The sequence below is a fragment of the Citrobacter sp. C5_2 genome (assembly GCF_014596845.2).
Taxonomy (GTDB): domain Bacteria; phylum Pseudomonadota; class Gammaproteobacteria; order Enterobacterales; family Enterobacteriaceae; genus Citrobacter; species Citrobacter werkmanii.
Genome location: NZ_CP115032.1, coordinates 685896 through 702583, shown reverse-complemented (window position 1 = coordinate 702583; position 16688 = coordinate 685896). Strand labels below are relative to the sequence as shown.

Annotated in this window: 15 protein-coding genes; 7 read left to right on the top strand and 8 right to left on the bottom strand. The window is 53.5% G+C overall.

Features of this window, described 5'->3' with window-relative positions; translation table 11 throughout:
* Positions 1–7 precede the first annotated feature (7 nt).
* The 3 genes from ICA20_RS03450 to ICA20_RS03440 are packed head-to-tail and all read right to left on the bottom strand — an operon-like array spanning position 8 to position 2702.
* Positions 8–436, bottom strand: a complete 429-nt coding sequence (locus tag ICA20_RS03450; protein ID WP_038634011.1) for a diol dehydratase small subunit — start codon at positions 434–436, stop codon at positions 8–10.
* A gap of 2 nt (positions 437–438) precedes the next feature.
* The gene (locus tag ICA20_RS03445) at positions 439–1023 is read right to left on the bottom strand and encodes a propanediol/glycerol family dehydratase medium subunit (RefSeq protein ID WP_038634014.1); all 585 of its coding nucleotides are present in this window, start codon (positions 1021–1023) and stop codon (positions 439–441) included.
* Positions 1024–1034: 11 nt separating this feature from the next.
* On the bottom strand, positions 1035–2702 hold the full coding sequence (locus ICA20_RS03440) for a propanediol/glycerol family dehydratase large subunit (protein WP_038634017.1): 1668 nt from the start codon (positions 2700–2702) through the stop codon (positions 1035–1037).
* A 392-nt stretch (positions 2703–3094) separates the two neighbouring features.
* Here ICA20_RS03440 and ICA20_RS03435 point away from each other — a divergent pair, with 392 nt between their 5' ends.
* The 4 genes from ICA20_RS03435 to ICA20_RS03420 are packed head-to-tail and all read left to right on the top strand — an operon-like array spanning position 3095 to position 5610.
* A complete protein-coding gene (locus ICA20_RS03435) occupies positions 3095–3523 on the top strand; it encodes a heme-binding protein (protein WP_038634020.1) in 429 nt (142 codons plus the stop codon).
* 22 nt (positions 3524–3545) lie between these two features.
* Positions 3546–4709 carry a 1,3-propanediol dehydrogenase gene (gene dhaT / locus ICA20_RS03430; protein ID WP_038634024.1) on the top strand — a complete coding sequence of 388 codons (1164 nt, stop codon included), beginning with the start codon at positions 3546–3548 and terminating at the stop codon, positions 4707–4709.
* Positions 4710–4725: 16 nt separating this feature from the next.
* Positions 4726–5079 carry a glycerol dehydratase reactivase beta/small subunit family protein gene (locus tag ICA20_RS03425; protein ID WP_038634027.1) on the top strand — a complete coding sequence of 118 codons (354 nt, stop codon included), beginning with the start codon at positions 4726–4728 and terminating at the stop codon, positions 5077–5079.
* Positions 5080–5610 carry a cob(I)yrinic acid a,c-diamide adenosyltransferase gene (locus ICA20_RS03420; protein WP_038634030.1) on the top strand — a complete coding sequence of 177 codons (531 nt, stop codon included), beginning with the start codon at positions 5080–5082 and terminating at the stop codon, positions 5608–5610. It abuts the gene before it with no gap.
* Here ICA20_RS03420 and dhaR read toward each other — a convergent pair.
* On the bottom strand, positions 5588–7513 hold the full coding sequence (dhaR, locus tag ICA20_RS03415; protein ID WP_038642879.1) for a dihydroxyacetone kinase operon transcriptional regulator DhaR: 1926 nt from the start codon (positions 7511–7513) through the stop codon (positions 5588–5590). The genes ICA20_RS03420 and dhaR overlap by 23 nt on opposite strands.
* An 89-nt stretch (positions 7514–7602) precedes the next feature.
* Entirely contained in the window at positions 7603–8700 is a 1098-nt protein-coding gene (locus ICA20_RS03410) for a glycerol dehydrogenase (RefSeq protein WP_007372185.1), read from the bottom strand.
* Between the two features lie 560 nt (positions 8701–9260).
* On the opposite strand from ICA20_RS03410, the gene ICA20_RS03405 reads away from it, so the two are divergent.
* Complete coding sequence (locus ICA20_RS03405; protein WP_038634035.1) at positions 9261–10919, top strand: glycerone kinase; 1659 nt, start codon at positions 9261–9263, stop codon at positions 10917–10919.
* Between the two features lie 40 nt (positions 10920–10959).
* On the opposite strand, the gene cfa is transcribed toward ICA20_RS03405, so the two are convergent.
* On the bottom strand, positions 10960–12114 hold the full coding sequence (cfa, locus tag ICA20_RS03400; protein ID WP_038634036.1) for a cyclopropane fatty acyl phospholipid synthase: 1155 nt from the start codon (positions 12112–12114) through the stop codon (positions 10960–10962).
* Positions 12115–12180: 66 nt separating this feature from the next.
* On the opposite strand from cfa, the gene ICA20_RS03395 reads away from it, so the two are divergent.
* On the top strand, positions 12181–13029 hold the full coding sequence (locus ICA20_RS03395; RefSeq protein ID WP_038634037.1) for a helix-turn-helix transcriptional regulator: 849 nt from the start codon (positions 12181–12183) through the stop codon (positions 13027–13029).
* Here ICA20_RS03395 and ICA20_RS03390 read toward each other — a convergent pair whose 3' ends face one another.
* Positions 13030–13803, bottom strand: a complete 774-nt coding sequence (locus tag ICA20_RS03390; protein ID WP_038634038.1) for a siderophore-interacting protein — start codon at positions 13801–13803, stop codon at positions 13030–13032.
* 236 nt (positions 13804–14039) lie between these two features.
* Between ICA20_RS03390 and ICA20_RS03385 the strand changes: the two genes are divergently transcribed.
* A complete protein-coding gene (locus ICA20_RS03385) occupies positions 14040–14714 on the top strand; it encodes a PadR family transcriptional regulator (RefSeq protein WP_165353555.1) in 675 nt (224 codons plus the stop codon).
* Between the two features lie 52 nt (positions 14715–14766).
* On the opposite strand, the gene ICA20_RS03380 is transcribed toward ICA20_RS03385, so the two are convergent.
* A complete protein-coding gene (locus ICA20_RS03380; protein WP_038634042.1) occupies positions 14767–16287 on the bottom strand; it encodes a PAS domain-containing methyl-accepting chemotaxis protein in 1521 nt (506 codons plus the stop codon).
* Positions 16288–16688 lie beyond the last annotated feature (401 nt).

The window sequence follows — 16688 nt, the reverse complement described above, 5'->3', positions numbered from 1 at the left end:
CCCTCCGTCACTGGCTGCTTTTACGCAGCTTGTTTCTCTGCTGATACACCTCTGCCGACTCGCGGACAAAAGCGGCGTTCACCGTGGCATGCCAGGTGTGCTCCAGCTCATCGGCAATCGCCTGTAGCTCCGCGAATGAAGAACGAAACGGACGTAGCGCATTATAGATCTCCAGAATACGAGCATCCGGGATGGCAATCAGCTCCGCCGCGCGACGGAAATTGCGCGCCACGGCGTGACGTTGCATCTGTTCGGCAATCTGCGCCTGGTACTCCAGCGTTTGCTGAGAAATACGCACATCCTGCGGCCCGACCTTGCCTGCCAGCACATTCTCAAGAGTAATGTCGGTTAACGGTTTCCCGCCAGGCGTCTGGATTTTCTCCGGGCAGCGGGTGGCTAATGGGTAATCCTGCGCGGTCATGATATTGTTGTTCATGGTCATTCCCTTACCAGTGCAATATGCAGCGTGACGGGTGCAGCATCCTGCACCACGTGTTTGGTTTCTTTGATGTGAAACAGCGCGGCCTTGGCCATAAATTTAGGGCGCACCATCTGGTCATTGACCACCGGCACCGGCGAAGGCGACTCTTTGCGTGCATAGCGCGCGGCGTTTTTACCGATCTGGCGATAGGTTTCCAGCGTCAGCAGCGGAGCCTGAGAGAACAGCTCCAGATTACTCAGCGGTAGCAGATCGCGCTGATGAATCACCGTGGTTCCTTTCGACTGGATACCAATCCCGATGCCGGAACCGCTGAGATTGGCCGCATCCCACGCCATAAAAGAAACGTCCGAGGTGCGCAGAATTCTCACTACCCGCGCATGCAGCCCCTCTTCTTCAATCCCTGCCACCAGCTCTTTAAGAATCGCCTTATGCGGCATATCAATCAGGGTTTTGTGCTGATACTTATCAAAGGCCGGACCGACGCCAATCACCACTTCATCTACGCGTTCGTCCGCTGTAGCCGCCTCGCCTTCGCTTACCTGCAAGGTGAAAACCGGCTTACGTTCAGTTGTGCATTCCACAGTGTACCGCCTTATTCAATTGAGCCAGGCTGAACCACGCCCGCGATATTTTTAATTTCCGCCCAGCGCTCGGCGGAGATGCGATAGCCGGTGCCTGGTCCCTGATAATCATTAATGTCGTTAACGGCGCTGACCACCTCAAACTGGCGATCCAGAATGGCCGACGTTTGCAGGTAATCACCGGTGACGCGCTGTCTCAGCATATTGAGGATGTTACTGGCGATATCTTCGAAGCCGCTACGGCTTAGCGCGCCGACGATATCCAGCCCGGTGATATTGCGCTTCATCATCTCTTCCACGGCGGCCAGATCTTCCACCACATTGCGCGCAGGCATATCCTTGCTGCCGTGAGCGTAAGTGGCGGCCTCAACTTCCTCATCGCTAATCAACGGCAGACCCAGTTCGCGGAACACCGCCTGAATGGCGCGCGCCGCCTTGTTACGGATGGCGATGGTTTCTTCTTCGGTTACAGGACGCAGACCACCGTCCACCATTAGATCGCGTTGCAGAATGTTGTAATCATCGAAGTCTTCCGCGTCGAAGTTCGACCCGGCAAACATGTTGTCGTAGTTCGGCACGGCGCTATAGCCGGAGAAGATAAAGTCGGTACCCGGCAGCATTTGCATCAGGGTACGGGCGGTACGGCGAATATCTGAGTGGGAAAAGGTCTGGTCATTGGCGGAGGCCACTTCAAGGTCGAGCATCGAGGCAATCAGGTTTTCCGCCAGCACCGCGCGGATCCCCGACGGCACTGCGCCGGTCATGCCGATACAGCTGACCGCGCCGTTTTGCAGCCCCTGTACACCCGCGCCTTTGGTGATAAAGATGCAGCGCGACTCCAGATAGAGCATCGATTTACTCTCGGAATAGCCCATCAGCGCTTCCGAACCGGTGCCGGAGGTGTAACGCATTTTCAGCCCGCGAGACGCATAGGCCGAGGCGAGAAACGCTTTGGACCACGGCGTATCATCGCCGTCGGTAAACACCGACTCTGTACCGTATACCGATACCGTTTCGGCGTAGCTGGTTAACCCGCGCATCCCCAGCTCCAGCTCCGTCGCCTCCTCAACGGAACATTGCGTGAGCACGCCAGGACGACCGCACTGGGAACCGACCAGCAGCGCCAGGGCGTTAAACGGCGCATAGCGGGCGATGCCGACCGTGGTTTCCTGTTCTGAAAAACCACGGATCCCCGCTTCAGCCGCATCGGCGGCAATCTGTACCGGGTTATCTTTCAGGTTGGTGACATGGCACTGGTTGGACGGCGTGCGTCTGGCGCGCATTTTTTGCAGCGCCATCATCATTTCCACCACGTTCATTTGCGCCATCACCTCCACCGCTTTCGCCGGCGTGATGGCGGTGGTAATAGCAACAATCTCTTCCCGGCTGACGTGGATATCCACCAGCATTCTGGCGATCTCCAGCGCGTCGAGCCGCATTGCCCGTTCAGTTTCAGCCTCGTTAATCGCGTAGTCGGCAATAAAACGGTCAATCATGTCGAACTCGGCGCGGCTCTTGCCGTCCAGCTCAACAATACGACCATTCTCTACCTTCACCGACGAAGCCGGATCGTAGGGGCTTTCCATGGCGATCAGCCCCTCTTCAGGCCATTCGCCAATCAGCCCATCCTGATTTACAGGGCGCTTCGCAAGCACTTCGAATCGTTTTGATCTTCTCATAGTTTATGGACTCAAAAGATAAAAAATAGGGACGCCGGGCCGTATTGCCGGGGACACACCACCCGGCATTCGCCTTTCATCAGCAATGGCCGAACTCTAAATGAGCACAGCAATAAAAAAATAAAATTAATTTCGTTCCAATTTGGCACGTAATAAAAATTCATCGTTCCATATTGAAACGGTTCTCAGGAATAGCCGGAGAGAATTGTGACGAAGTTAAATGATCATTATCAATAAATGCCGATACGCAAAATCAAATTAATATTTTTGAAATTCTCACCCTATTGACTTAATAACGCGTGGCGACAAAATAAAGCCAAACCCAATGATAAAAAATAGCTGTCTCGCGATATTTTCGTGACCTCAGCCCTACACTATTTTCAGGAGAAACTGTGAATAAGAGCCAACCAATCGCCACCATTACGCTGGCGGCTGCGAAAAAAATGGCGCAGGCCGTCGAGGCTAAAGCGTCTGAGATCAACGTGCCGGTGGTCTTTTCCGTGGTGGATCGCGGCGGAAACACGCTGCTGATGCAACGCATGGACGACGCGTTTGTCACCAGCTGTGATATTTCTCTTAATAAAGCGTATACCGCCTGCTGTCTGCGCCAGGGGACCCATGAAATTACCGACGCGGTACAACCGGGTGCGTCACTATATGGTTTACAGCTAACGAATCAACAGCGGATCGTTATTTTTGGCGGCGGCTTACCTGTCATGTTAAACGATAAATTAATCGGTGCTGTCGGCGTAAGTGGCGGTACTGTCGAACAAGACATGTTATTAGCGCAAACCGCACTGGATTGTTTTTCTGAATTATAATTTAAATCTAAGAAGGTAAATTATGAGCTATCGTATGTTTGATTACCTGGTGCCAAATGTGAACTTTTTTGGCCCGAATGCTATTTCCGTCGTGGGCGAACGCTGCAAACTGTTGGGCGGTAAAAAAGCGCTGCTGGTGACTGATAAAGGTCTGCGAGCCATTAAGGACGGCGCGGTTGATAAAACCCTCGAACATCTGCGTGAAGCCGGTATTGACGTGGTGGTGTTTGACGGCGTCGAGCCAAACCCCAAAGACACCAACGTGCGCGACGGTCTGGAAGTTTTTCGTAAGGAGCAATGCGATATTATCGTTACCGTCGGCGGTGGTAGTCCGCATGACTGCGGTAAAGGCATCGGTATCGCGGCGACGCACGAAGGCGATCTCTATAGCTATGCCGGGATTGAAACCCTGACCAATCCGCTGCCGCCGATCGTCGCGGTGAATACCACCGCCGGTACCGCCAGCGAAGTCACCCGCCACTGCGTGCTGACCAATACCAAAACCAAAGTGAAGTTTGTGATTGTCAGCTGGCGCAACCTGCCTTCAGTCTCTATTAATGACCCGCTGCTGATGCTCGGCAAACCTGCGCCACTGACCGCAGCGACCGGGATGGACGCCCTGACCCACGCTGTTGAGGCCTATATTTCAAAAGATGCCAACCCGGTTACCGACGCCGCCGCTATCCAGGCAATTCGTCTGATCGCCCGTAATTTGCGCCAGGCCGTAGCGCTGGGCAGCAACCTGAAAGCTCGTGAAAACATGGCCTATGCCTCTTTGCTGGCGGGTATGGCCTTCAACAACGCCAACCTTGGCTACGTTCACGCGATGGCGCATCAGCTTGGCGGTCTGTACGACATGCCGCACGGCGTAGCAAATGCCGTACTGCTGCCGCACGTGGCGCGTTATAACCTGATCGCTAATCCGGAGAAATTTGCCGACATCGCGGAGTTTATGGGTGAGAACACCGACGGTCTGTCCACCATGGATGCCGCCGAACTGGCGATTCACGCCATCGCTCGCCTCTCTGCCGATATCGGTATTCCGCAGCATCTGCGCGAACTGGGCGTCAAAGAAGCCGATTTCCCGTATATGGCGGAAATGGCGCTGAAAGACGGCAATGCCTTCTCCAACCCGCGTAAAGGGAACGAGAAAGAAATTGCCGGGATCTTCCGTCAGGCATTCTGATCAATAAGGGGGCGCAATGTCACTTTCATCACCGGGCGTACATCTGTTTTATCACTCACGCTGGCAGGATACGCGCGTGCTTGATGAACTATGCTGGGGGCTGGAAGAGCAAGGCGTCCCTTGCCGGACAATCTGTTGCGACGCACATGACTGCGCGCTGGCCCTCAGCAAGCTGGCGGCTAAAAGCTCAACGCTACGCGTGGGTCTCGGCCTCAGCGCCAGCGGTGATATTGCCCTAACCCACGCCCAGCTACCCGAGGATCGGGCGCTGGTCCGTGGGCATATCGCCGCCGGGGCAGCAATGATCCGCATGCTCGGCGCCAATGCTGGCCAACTGGTCAAAGTGCTTCCCTTTAGCGAGATAAAATAAATGTACCGCATCTATACCCGAACCGGTGATAAAGGCACGACTGCGCTGTTTGGCGGCAGCCGTATCGACAAAGACGACATCCGCGTTAACGCCTACGGTACGGTGGATGAACTGATTTCCCAGCTTGGCGTCTGCTATGCCAGCTCGCGCCAGGCAGAATTACGCGAAGATCTGCATGCCATCCAGAAGATGCTGTTTGTGCTGGGGTCGGAACTCGCCAGCGATGAGAAAGGTCTCGCCCGCTTAACGCAGACGATTAACGCCGAGGATATTCAGGCGCTGGAGCAGCTTATTGACCGCAATATGGCACAGAGCGGCCCCCTGAAAGAATTTGTCATTCCGGGGAAAAATCTGGCATCGGCACAGCTACACGTTGCGCGCACCCTGGCACGGCGGCTGGAGCGGATCCTCATCGCGATGGACAGAGCGCTGACGTTACGCGATGAACCCAAGCGTTATATCAACCGACTGTCGGATGCGCTGTTCTCCATGGCCAGAATCGAAGAAACTACTCCAGATGTTTGCGCTTAAACTGGCTGGCGTCGATGTCGTACTGCTTCATCTTACGCCACAAGGTCGTGCGACCAATATTCAGCAGTTGCGACATCTCCTGCACGCGCCCACTGGTGACGCGGGCGGCGTGGATAATCGCCTCTTTTTCGATAGCGGTAAAGGTCAGGCTGGCAGGCAGCAGGGAAGACGCGGTCTCCAGACCGGGGCGCTCGGCAAACAGATAATCCGGCAGATTGCTCAACCGGATATGGCCGTTATCGCTACTGATAGCGATGTTTTCGATAATGCTGTTCAGCTCGAAGTCATTGCCCGGCCATGAATAAGCCACCAGTTGCGCCAGCGCGTCGTCGTCGATCTTCAGGCTGGTTGAAAAGCGTTTTTTCAGGCTATTCAGTCGCGTATAAATCAGCGAGGGAATACTGTTACGCCGCGCGCGTAGCGGTGGGATAACAATCTCAAAAGAGTGCAACGCGTAATACAGCTGGCGGCTAAAGCGGTTTTGCTCCACCAGATTAGCGAGATCAACCGTGGTGGTGGCGATCACTTTTACATCCACCGGGATCAGGCGACGGGCATCCAGGCGGGTTAATACTCCCTGCTTGATCACCTGTAACAGCGCGGATTGCAGTTCCGGCGCCAGATATTCAATTTTCTCCAGAAACAGCGTGCCGCCGTTCGCCAGCTCAAGGCGACTCAACCGACCATTTTCATCATCGGTGGGCGCACTACCCATAAAATCCTGCCCCAGCACGCTGTTGGCATACAACTGACAGTTCACGGCGATATACGGCCCGCTGGCGCGTTCGCTTTCATTGTGAATGGCCTGGCTCAGCAGCTCTTTCCCGACGCCCTCTTCCCCGCACAGCAGGATCGGGAAACTCCCCCTTGCCGCCTGGCGACCAAAATGGATCAAGCGTCGGGTTTCTGGATCGTCCGTCGACATCTGCTCAAAGGTGTGGCTCACCTTACCGAGCTGGCTGGTCATCAGCTGACGCATTTGCTCCACCGGGTGCAGCAGCAGGATAAAGCTGTTGCCCTGCTCCTCAACAATCGGCTTCAGGGTGATAACAGCATCAACAAACTGGTGCTGGCTTTCAAAAGTGACTTCGACGTGATTCAAACCGCGGGCATGTTTAATTGCCCGACGCAGCAGCATGGGCAAATTGAGCAGGTCGTGAATGTTTTTGCCCTGGCTGGCCTGCGCGTCGAGATGCAAAAGCAGCGCCGCGCGCGCATTGAGGAACTGCAACACCCCCTGCTCATTCCAGGCCATCACGCCATCATCCATGCTCTCCAGCAGCCCGTACATCTGGTTCAGATGGCGGTTGGATTCTGCCAGCAGGCTGTCGGTCAGCAATGAATTGCCGACTTCTCTGGCAATCGCCAGCGTCAGGGATAAATCAGAAACGGACTCATGTTCTACCAGACAGCATAATGAGATGGAGCCAAACAGACGTCCATGGTTATCGAACACCGGCGTCGAGCAGAACGACCACGGATGCAACGCCTGTTTAAAATGCTGAGCGCCAGAGGTTTTTGTCGGCTGCCCCGGCATCGTCGCCAGCGACAGCGCACAACTGCCGATAATGCTTTCCGCGCAATAGCTGCCGTCGCGAAATCCAAGCTCCGCCAGCTGTTCTATCGTCTGCGGATCGCCGCAACGGCTGAGAATACAGGCCGATTCATCCAGAATCAGCAGCGCGCACGGACGACCGTCCATAAACTCCCAGGCATCTTCCAGCGCGGCCTGCGCAATCGTCAGCAGCGCCGTCTTGCGACGACAAATCGACTCAAAGGTCAGCCCTTGCGCCTGATGCGGCGCCTGCCAGGTTTCCCGCTGCATAAACTTGCTGCAACGATGCCAGGACTGGGCGAGAACCGAAGAGACTTCCTGCCCGATGCTATGCGTGTGCGCCGTCATATCCATTTCCGCTGTTTTGCCATAGACAACCCCTCCGGCAGAGACTGTCAGAGGGGGAGAAGATGCTGGGTAAATTTACCTATGCCCGATTAACGCGCCAGCCACTGCTGTCCCAGCAGGTCTGCCGTCAAAATAGCGGCATGTACGCTTTCAGGCGTCACCGGGAACGGCATATTGTGAATGGTTTCACCTTCTGCGCAGGTGGCTTTAGCCACGGCCATAATCTTGCCGTCAATGTCGTCTTTCACGCCCATTTCCGCTAACGTTACCGGCAGGCCCACTTTCTGACAGAAATTCAGCACGGTTTCGATCTCTTCCATCGGGCTGTTCTGCAGCACCAGCTGCGCCAGCGTACCAAAGGCGACTTTTTCACCGTGGTACAGATGGTGACACTCTTCCAGAATCGTAAAGCCGTTATGGATGGCATGTGCCCCCGCAAGGCCGCTGCTTTCAAAGCCGATACCGCTGAGGTAGGTGTTGGCTTCGACAATACGTTCCAGCGCATCGGTCACCACGCCAGCCTGGGCGGCTAAGCGTGCCTTTTCGCCTTCCGCCAGCAGGGTATCATAGCACAGGCGCGCCAGGCTCAGCGCCGCCACGGTGGACTGCCCGCCCGCCATGCTGGTCGCTCGGGCGTCATAACAGGCTTTCGCTTCAAACCAGGTAGAGAGCGCATCGCCCATCCCGGCCACCAGCAGACGTACCGGCGCTTTGGCAATAATTGCGGTATCCATCACCACCATATCCGGGTTTTTCGGGTAGATCAGATACTCTTCAAACTCACCCGCTTCGGTATAGATAACGGACAGCGCGCTGGTTGGCGCATCGGTAGATGCGATAGTTGGGATCACCACCACCGGCAGCTTCTGGTAATAACCAATCGCTTTGGCGGTATCTAACGTTTTCCCACCGCCAATCCCAACCACACCACGGCAACCGTGTTTTTTCAGAATGGCAATCAGGCGATTAATTTCAACATGGCTGCATTCACCGTTGAAGCGTTCCGCGTGGCAGCTAATGTCATGGCTATGCAGACCATTGAGTACCTTCTCTCCCGCCAGCTTCATGACGAAGTCGTCCGCAATCACGAAAAAGCTGTCCGCCAGATTTTTAGCGTATTGACCAAATAAGGTAGAAGCGTCAGGACCCTGGAGATATTTGGCTGGAGATTGAATAACTTTTAGCATTCCTTTCATCCTCAAATAAGTACATGTTTTTACATGATGAGCCCTGGCGTTAACCCGTTTAGCCTGATGTTGACGGCGAAAGCGGACGTACCGGAGCGATGTAATAACTGTATGGCGAGGCGTGCACAAAAAAATCTTTCGTCATTTTGTTCTGATATGAAACAGATAAAAAAGGAACACGTTTCATATTGGAACACTTAACCACAAAAATAATAAGGTTTGCGATCCCGATCCGTTCCTTTACCGCGAAATCACCGTCCAACACGAAGATCAATTTCCCCAATAACGCGCCATCCTGCGTAAAAACCCGCAAAAAAGGCTGACAGCGCCGTGCAGCCTGCTCTGATCGCAGAAGAAAAAAGTCGAGCGAGTTCGCATTGTGCTGATTTCTCGCCTAATTAAGTTTCATTTCGGAACAAAAAACAGCAATCACGTTTCGTAATGAAACTCATTTTCGCGTTGTTTTTTTCCATGCTGACTTCGCCAGAATCTCTCTATCGCCTCCGCACCATGAACATGCATTCGGGGGTTTGTCTTACACTCAACCTCGAGGAGCCGTTATGTCTCAATTCTTTTTTAACCAACGCACCCAGCTTGTGAGCGACGTGATCGACGGTGCAATTATCACCAGCCCGTGGAATAACCTGGCGCGTCTGGAGAGCGATCCGGCCATTCGCGTCGTGGTTCGCCGCGACCTTAACAAAAATAACGTGGCGGTGATCTCCGGCGGTGGTTCAGGGCACGAACCCGCGCACGTTGGGTTTATCGGCAAAGGTATGCTGACTGCGGCGGTCTGCGGCGACGTGTTCGCCTCCCCGAGCGTGGATGCGGTACTGACCGCTATTCAGGCAGTGACCGGTGAGGCTGGCTGTCTGTTGATCGTGAAGAACTACACCGGTGACCGTCTTAACTTCGGTCTCGCCGCCGAGAAAGCGCGACGCCTGGGCTACAACGTTGAAATGCTGATAGTCGGTGACGACATCTCCCTGCCGGATAACAAACACCCACGCGGCATTGCGGGAACCATCCTGGTGCATAAAATCGCCGGCTATTTCGCTGAACGCGGCTACAACCTCGCCACCGTCCTGCGTGAAGCGCAGTACGCAGCCAACAACACCTTCAGCCTGGGCGTCGCCCTCTCCAGCTGTCATCTGCCGCAAGAAACCGACGCCGCGCCGCGCCATCATCCGGGTCATGCTGAGCTGGGCATGGGCATTCACGGCGAGCCGGGGGCCTCGGTTATTGATACCCAAAACAGTGCGCAGGTGGTGAACCTGATGGTGGATAAACTGCTGACAGTCCTACCTGGAACCGGCAGAGTGGCGGTGATGATTAACAATCTTGGCGGCGTATCCGTTGCGGAAATGGCCATTATCACCCGCGAACTGGCCAGCAGTTCACTATCCCCACGCATCAACTGGCTGATTGGTCCGGCCTCGCTGGTCACCGCGCTGGATATGAAAGGATTCTCACTAACGGCCATCATGCTCGAAGAGAGCATCGAAAAAGCGCTGCTGACCGAAGTGGAAACCAGCAACTGGCCGACTCCCGTCCCACCGCGTGAAATCAGCTACGCGCCACCATCCCAGCGTAGCGCGCGCGTGGAATTCCAGCCCTCTGCCAACGCGCGGGTCGCCGAAATTGTGGAGCAGGTCACCGGAACGCTTTCCAATCTGGAAGCACATCTCAACGCGTTGGATGCCAAAGTCGGCGATGGCGATACGGGTTCAACCTTTGCCGCCGGCGCGCGTGAAATTGCCAGTCTGCTGCAGCGTCAGCAGCTTCCGCTGGATGACCTTGCCACGCTGTTCGCGCTGATTGGCGAACGTCTGACCGTGGTGATGGGGGGTTCCAGCGGCGTGCTGATGTCTATTTTCTTTACCGCCGCCGGGCAGAAACTGGAACAGGGAGCTAACGTTGCCGAAGCGCTGAATGCGGGTCTGGAGCAGATGAAGTTCTACGGCGGCGCAGACGAAGGCGATCGCACCATGATAGATGCACTGCAACCCGCGCTGACCTCACTGCTGGCGCAGCCGGACAACCTGCATGCTGCTTTTGACGCCGCGCAAGCCGGGGCCGAACGAACCTGTTTGTCGAGCAAAGCGAATGCGGGTCGCGCATCGTATCTGAGCAGCGAAAGTTTGCTGGGTAATATGGATCCCGGGGCGCATGCCGTCGCAATGGTATTTAAAGCGCTGGCGGAGAGTGAGTTGGGTTAAGTGATAAATGCCTGATGCGCTTCGCGCATCAGGCAGAACGTTAACGATAAACGCGGAGGCCACCCTCGACGCCGCGGCTAAACAGTACCTGCCAAAGCTCAATATCTCTGGCGCGGAAAGCCCCAGCGCAGGCGCATAAATAGTAATTAAACATTCTTCTGAAGGTGGCGGAGTAACGTGAAGACAGCTCCGGCCATGCCTGATTAAAACGCTCATGCCAGGCCATCAGCGTTTTATCGTAATCACTGCCAAAGTTATGCCAGTCTTCCATTACAAAGCGTGATTCGCTGGCCTCGGCAATATGCGATATCGACGGTAAGCAACCGTTCGGGAAAATGTATTTATTGATCCACGGATCGACGCTCATCCCCTTTTTGTTGCTGCCAATGGTATGCAGCAGGAACAGCCCGTCCGGTTTTAAACAACGGTCGGCGATGCTGAAATAGGTGTCGTAGTTTTTCGGCCCGACGTGTTCGAACATCCCCACGGAGACAATGCGATCGTAGTGTTTATCGAGGTCACGATAATCCTGCAGCAGAATATTAACGTCCAGCCCTTCACAGCGCTGTTGCGCCATTTTCTGCTGCTCTTTAGAGATAGTGACGCCTTCTACCGCCACGCCGTAATGACGCGCTGCATATTCCGCCAGTCCGCCCCAGCCACAACCGATATCGAGTAAACGCATACCCGGTTTGAGTTGTAGCTTCTCACAAATCATTTTTAATTTGGCATTTTGCGCATCGTCTAATGTGGTCGCGTCTTTCCAGTAACCACAGGAATATTGCATATGCGGATCCAGCATCAGCGCAAAAAGATCGTTCCCAATATCATAATGTTCTTTGCCGACAATCCACGCGCGGCTCCGCGACTGCAAATTAAACAGGCGAGCGCTGGCAATGCGTAAAATATCTTTCAGGTTGCCCGGCATTTGCTGGTCGAGTTTTGCTTTGAGAATTTTACAGAACAGAATATCGAGCCGCTCGCAGTCCCACCAGCCTTCCATATAGCTTTCGCCCAGCCCTAACGAGCCTTGTTGCAGTACCCGCTTAAAGAAACCGGCATGATGAAGTTGAATGTCCCAGGCACGAGAGCCATTAATCTGGATATCCGCTTGCGAAAGCAGCTCTTTCCCCATTCGGGTCCAGTTATCATTTGTTTCATTGACGATGACAGCATCTGAACAAAGCGTGTTCATGGTATTTACCAAAGTGGGCTAAAAATCGTTACGCAAGATTATTATGGAAAACTGAATGTATGTATTATGATCTGCGGACAAGATCTATCGAATAGCGGACATATCACCGGGAGCATTGACGATTTATTTATGGAGACTCTCGCGCAAAAACAGTGGAATTCATTCCCCGATAACTCCATTACGGAGTTGCCGCAGGACGTGTACTTTCGTTCTTATGTCCTGGAAGCCAACCATCATGTTCCGCAGCATTCGCACTCTTTTATGCAGTTTCATTTCGCCCGTAAAGGCAGCATGCGAATTGATGTTGCCGGCAAATGCTGGATAATCCCGGCGCATTATGGCATCTGGATCCCCAATAATACCGAACATGCGGTCTGGGCACTGGATGATGTGCATTTAGAGAACCTGGATATTAAGCCGGGTTTTCTTGAAGAGAGCATTAATGAATGTAAAGTGGTGGCAATCAGTGATTTCGCCAGAGAGTTTATTCATTACGCCACCAATTTAATTTCGGGCCATTATGATAGCCAGTCAAAAGAGGGCAAGCTGGTTAGTGTTCTGGTCGATATTATTCTGCAGCTCCCGGAAGTCGCTTTTGTATTACCCTGGCCGCACGATCGCGAATTAACCAAAGTGTGCCGGACAATTCAGGAATCTCCGGCGCTGGAGCATTCGGTTGAATACTGGGCGCAGCATCTGGGCATGTCAGCCCGTACCTTTTCACGGCATTTCAAAAAAGAAACCGGATTGCCCTTCAGCGTCTGGAAGCAAAAAATGCGTATTCTGGAGTCCGTATTAATGCTGAAGAAAAATAAAAGCGTAACTGCCGTGGCGCTGGATGTGGGGTATTCCAGCACCGCGGCATTTAGCTACGCCTTTCGCCAGGCGTTTGGCGTACCGCCGTCTAATTACTGATTAACGGCGTTGATGCCAGTAAGCCGTTGCGCGCACCAGTTGCTGATCGAACGCCGCGGTTTCAAAGCGAGCGCTGAGGTTTTTTACCACCCTGCCTTCGCCGGTAATCCAGATGAAATAATTGTCTGCCGGCACGTTCAGCCGCGATAATTGTTCATTCACCGCCTGTTCGTCATGGCCGATAATCCACTGAATAGTAAACTCGTCGAGATGGGCAAAATAGTCCTGATACGCCGCATCCTGCACGCTTACCAGCGCCGTTACGTTCGGACGCACCGCTAAACGGCTGAGCGACTCCAGCCGTCGGCGCAGCGCGGGCATTCCTGATTCATCACACACGTAAACCTGATACGCATAATCCTCTGGCACCACCAAAGAACCGCGCGGACCACCGATCGTCAGCTTGTCACCCTCGCGAGCATTCATCGCCCATGTGCTCGCCACGCCACCGTCATGAATATAAAAATCCAGCGCCAGCTCATGGCGCGCTTCGTCATACAACGGCGTGTAGTCACGGGAGAGCGGACGCACACCCTCGGCCCAGACAATGCCTTCATCGGTGACAACAGGCGGCACAAAATGGCTGCCCGGCTCCGGGAAAAAGACCTTGGTATGGTCATCAAAGCCGTGCGAGCTAAAACCGTCCAGCGCATCACCGCCCAGTACGATGCGCTGAAAACCCGCGCTAATACGTTCAACGCGCAGGACGGTAAGTTCACGGAAGCGCAGTTCATTGCGAACGCGCTGTGGGTAGCGTGAGGTGTTTTTTGTCATTTTTTCGCCTTCGTGAAGATAATACGATATATCTAAATTTATTTTTAAATGATAATGATTGCTAATCAAAAAGATTGCAAGCACTTTTTTGATATAGCCACCTTGTGATTACCAGCCATCACAGACCTTATAAAAATAGATAATAATCAATAAATTAAACAATATTGAATTTGTCGACTTGCGTAAAAACAACATTTAGATATAAATTAGATATATCTAAAACACATCAGGAGACGATGATGCAAAACCATCATGAAGGTTGCTGTAAACAGACAGAGCACCAACACGAAGGCTGCTGCAAGGGTGAAGGACATCACCACGAAAGCCGCCACAGTGAGCACCATGCAGGCTGCTGCAAAGGTGAAGAGCATCGCCACGCAGGCTGTAACAAAGAACATCGCCATGAACAAGGGTGCGGACACCGCCACGGTCGCGGCGGCGGTCGTCGCCAGCGCTTCTTTGGTCACGGCGAATTACGCCTGGTGATTCTGGATATCCTGACCCGCGACGCCAGCCACGGCTATGAACTGATCAAAGCGATTGAAACCCTGACTCAGGGTAACTACACCCCGAGCCCGGGCGTTATCTATCCGACGCTGGATCTGTTGCAGGATCAAGCCCTGATCGCCATCAGCGACGAGGAAGGTGGGCGTAAGCAGATTGCCATCACGACTCAAGGTCTGCAGTGGCTGGATGAGAACCGCGAACATCTGGAACATATCCACGAACGTATTAAAGCCCGCTGTGTGGGTTTTGAATTACGTAAAAACCCACAGATGAAACGCGCGCTGGAGAACTTCAAAGCTGTGCTGGACCTACGCGTCAATCATGGTGATACCAGCGAGGCGCAGATCAAAAAAATCATTGGTATTATCGATCGCGCCGCGCTGGACATTACTCAGTTAGATTAATCTGCGCAGCAGGCGGAACCCGTATCCGGCATTGCGCCTGCTGTGGTTAAGATTAATGCAGCACCGTGACCGCATCTTCCAGACGACCCGCGCGATGTTTCACCATCGCGGAAATCTGGGCGCTCTCTTCAACCAGTTCAGCGTTTTTCTGCGTAATGCTACTCAGTTCATTCACCGCACGAGTCAGGCTGGAAAGACCATCGGACTGTTCCAGCGTTGAGTGGCTGATTTGCGCGATCAGTTGAGTGACGTTTTGCACCTGCGCCACAATATCGTCCATCGTACGCCCCGCGGCGTGCACCTGATCGGAGCCGGACTGTACCTTATCGGCGCTGGCATCAATCAGCTTGCGGATATCATTGGCCGCGCTGGCGCTACGACTGGCAAGATGACGCACTTCTCCCGCCACTACGGCGAAACCTTTGCCCTGCTCGCCCGCCCTCGCGGCTTCTACGGCGGCGTTCAAGGCCAGAATATTGGTCTGGAAAGCAATATCGTTTATCAGCGTGGTAATGGTGCCGATCCGCTGAGTGCTGTTGGCAATATCATCCATGGTTTTGATGACGATATCCATCGCCTCGCCGCCGTGTGTTGCCGCGCTGCTGGCAGCAATCGAGAGTTTATCGGCCGCGGCGGCGGTCTCAGAGTTTTGTTTCACCGACGCCGCCATCTGATTCATGGTGGTCACCGTTTCCTGCACATTCTCCACGGTCTGCTGCGTATGCTTGTTCAAATCATCACTGCCTTTCGCCAGCGTTTCGCTGTCGCTGCGCACACAACTCACCTGGCTGGAGACATCATGGATGAGCCAACGGCACATTAACCCCAGTTGCCCCACCGCTCGCAGCATCAAACCCAGTTCATCACTGCGGTTAAGATGCGATACGCTGTTGCGCTCACCGGTCGCCACTTTCAACGCCTGACGAGCAACATTCTCGATGGGACGCACAATTTGCCATTCGAAAATAGCCGTCCCCAGCAGCATTACCAACGCACTCATCAACAGTAACGGCCATTCGGCGCCCATTTGCTGCAATGCGGTCGCCAGTACGGCAAACATCAATGCCATCACGCTGCGTACCCGCCAGCGAATAGGCAGTGCCGGGAGTTTACCCAGCCAGCCTTTGCGTACCACCAACCCTTTATGAATACGTCGGTTGCAACGTCCTTCATTCAGCGCCTTATATAAAGGCTCTACCGTCGCAATCTCTTCGTCAGTTGCCCGGGTACGAATCGACATGTACCCGGTCACTCGCCCTTCCCGCACCATCGGCACCGCGTTGGCCCTCACCCAGTAGTGATCGCCATTCTTACGCCGATTTTTCACAATGCCGCTCCATGGTTCACCCTGTTTAAGGGTGTACCACATATCCGCAAACGCCGCTTTTGGCATGTCCGGATGACGAACCAGGTTGTGCGGCTTATCGAGCAATTCATTCAGTTGATAGCCGCTGACCTGGACAAAGGTATCGTTCGCATGAGTGATATAGCTTTGTAAGTCGGTGGTGGACATGAGGGTGATATCATCATCCAGCGGTGTATTTTGCTGACTAACGTAGGGATGAGAAGACATGATTGCGTCCTGTGCAGGTTATCTGGTTGTTAACTCTTTCGGCTTATGTTATTTCGGCGATAATCTTTTTATCTTTAGTTGTTAAATTTGATTTAGATCGCAATTTGCGATTAAACCTCAAAATCTGTACGCATTCTAATTCGTTGATTTAAAATACTTTCATTAAGTAACTATTCAATTGCACGTCTTCCCCCGCACCGTGACAGTGCAAACATTGCCCATTTTTAGCGCAAATACGCGTTAATTCGATCTGTTTTCAGGTGCCAAATCTGGGCAAAATGCCAGCAAATGTTAAATACTGGCATTAAATGTTGCGCAAATAAGATGTTTCCTGGTGTTTATCCCGATTTTTGCTAAGCGCGCCGGAATGGCGCAATCCCTGCAATACTTAAATCAGTATC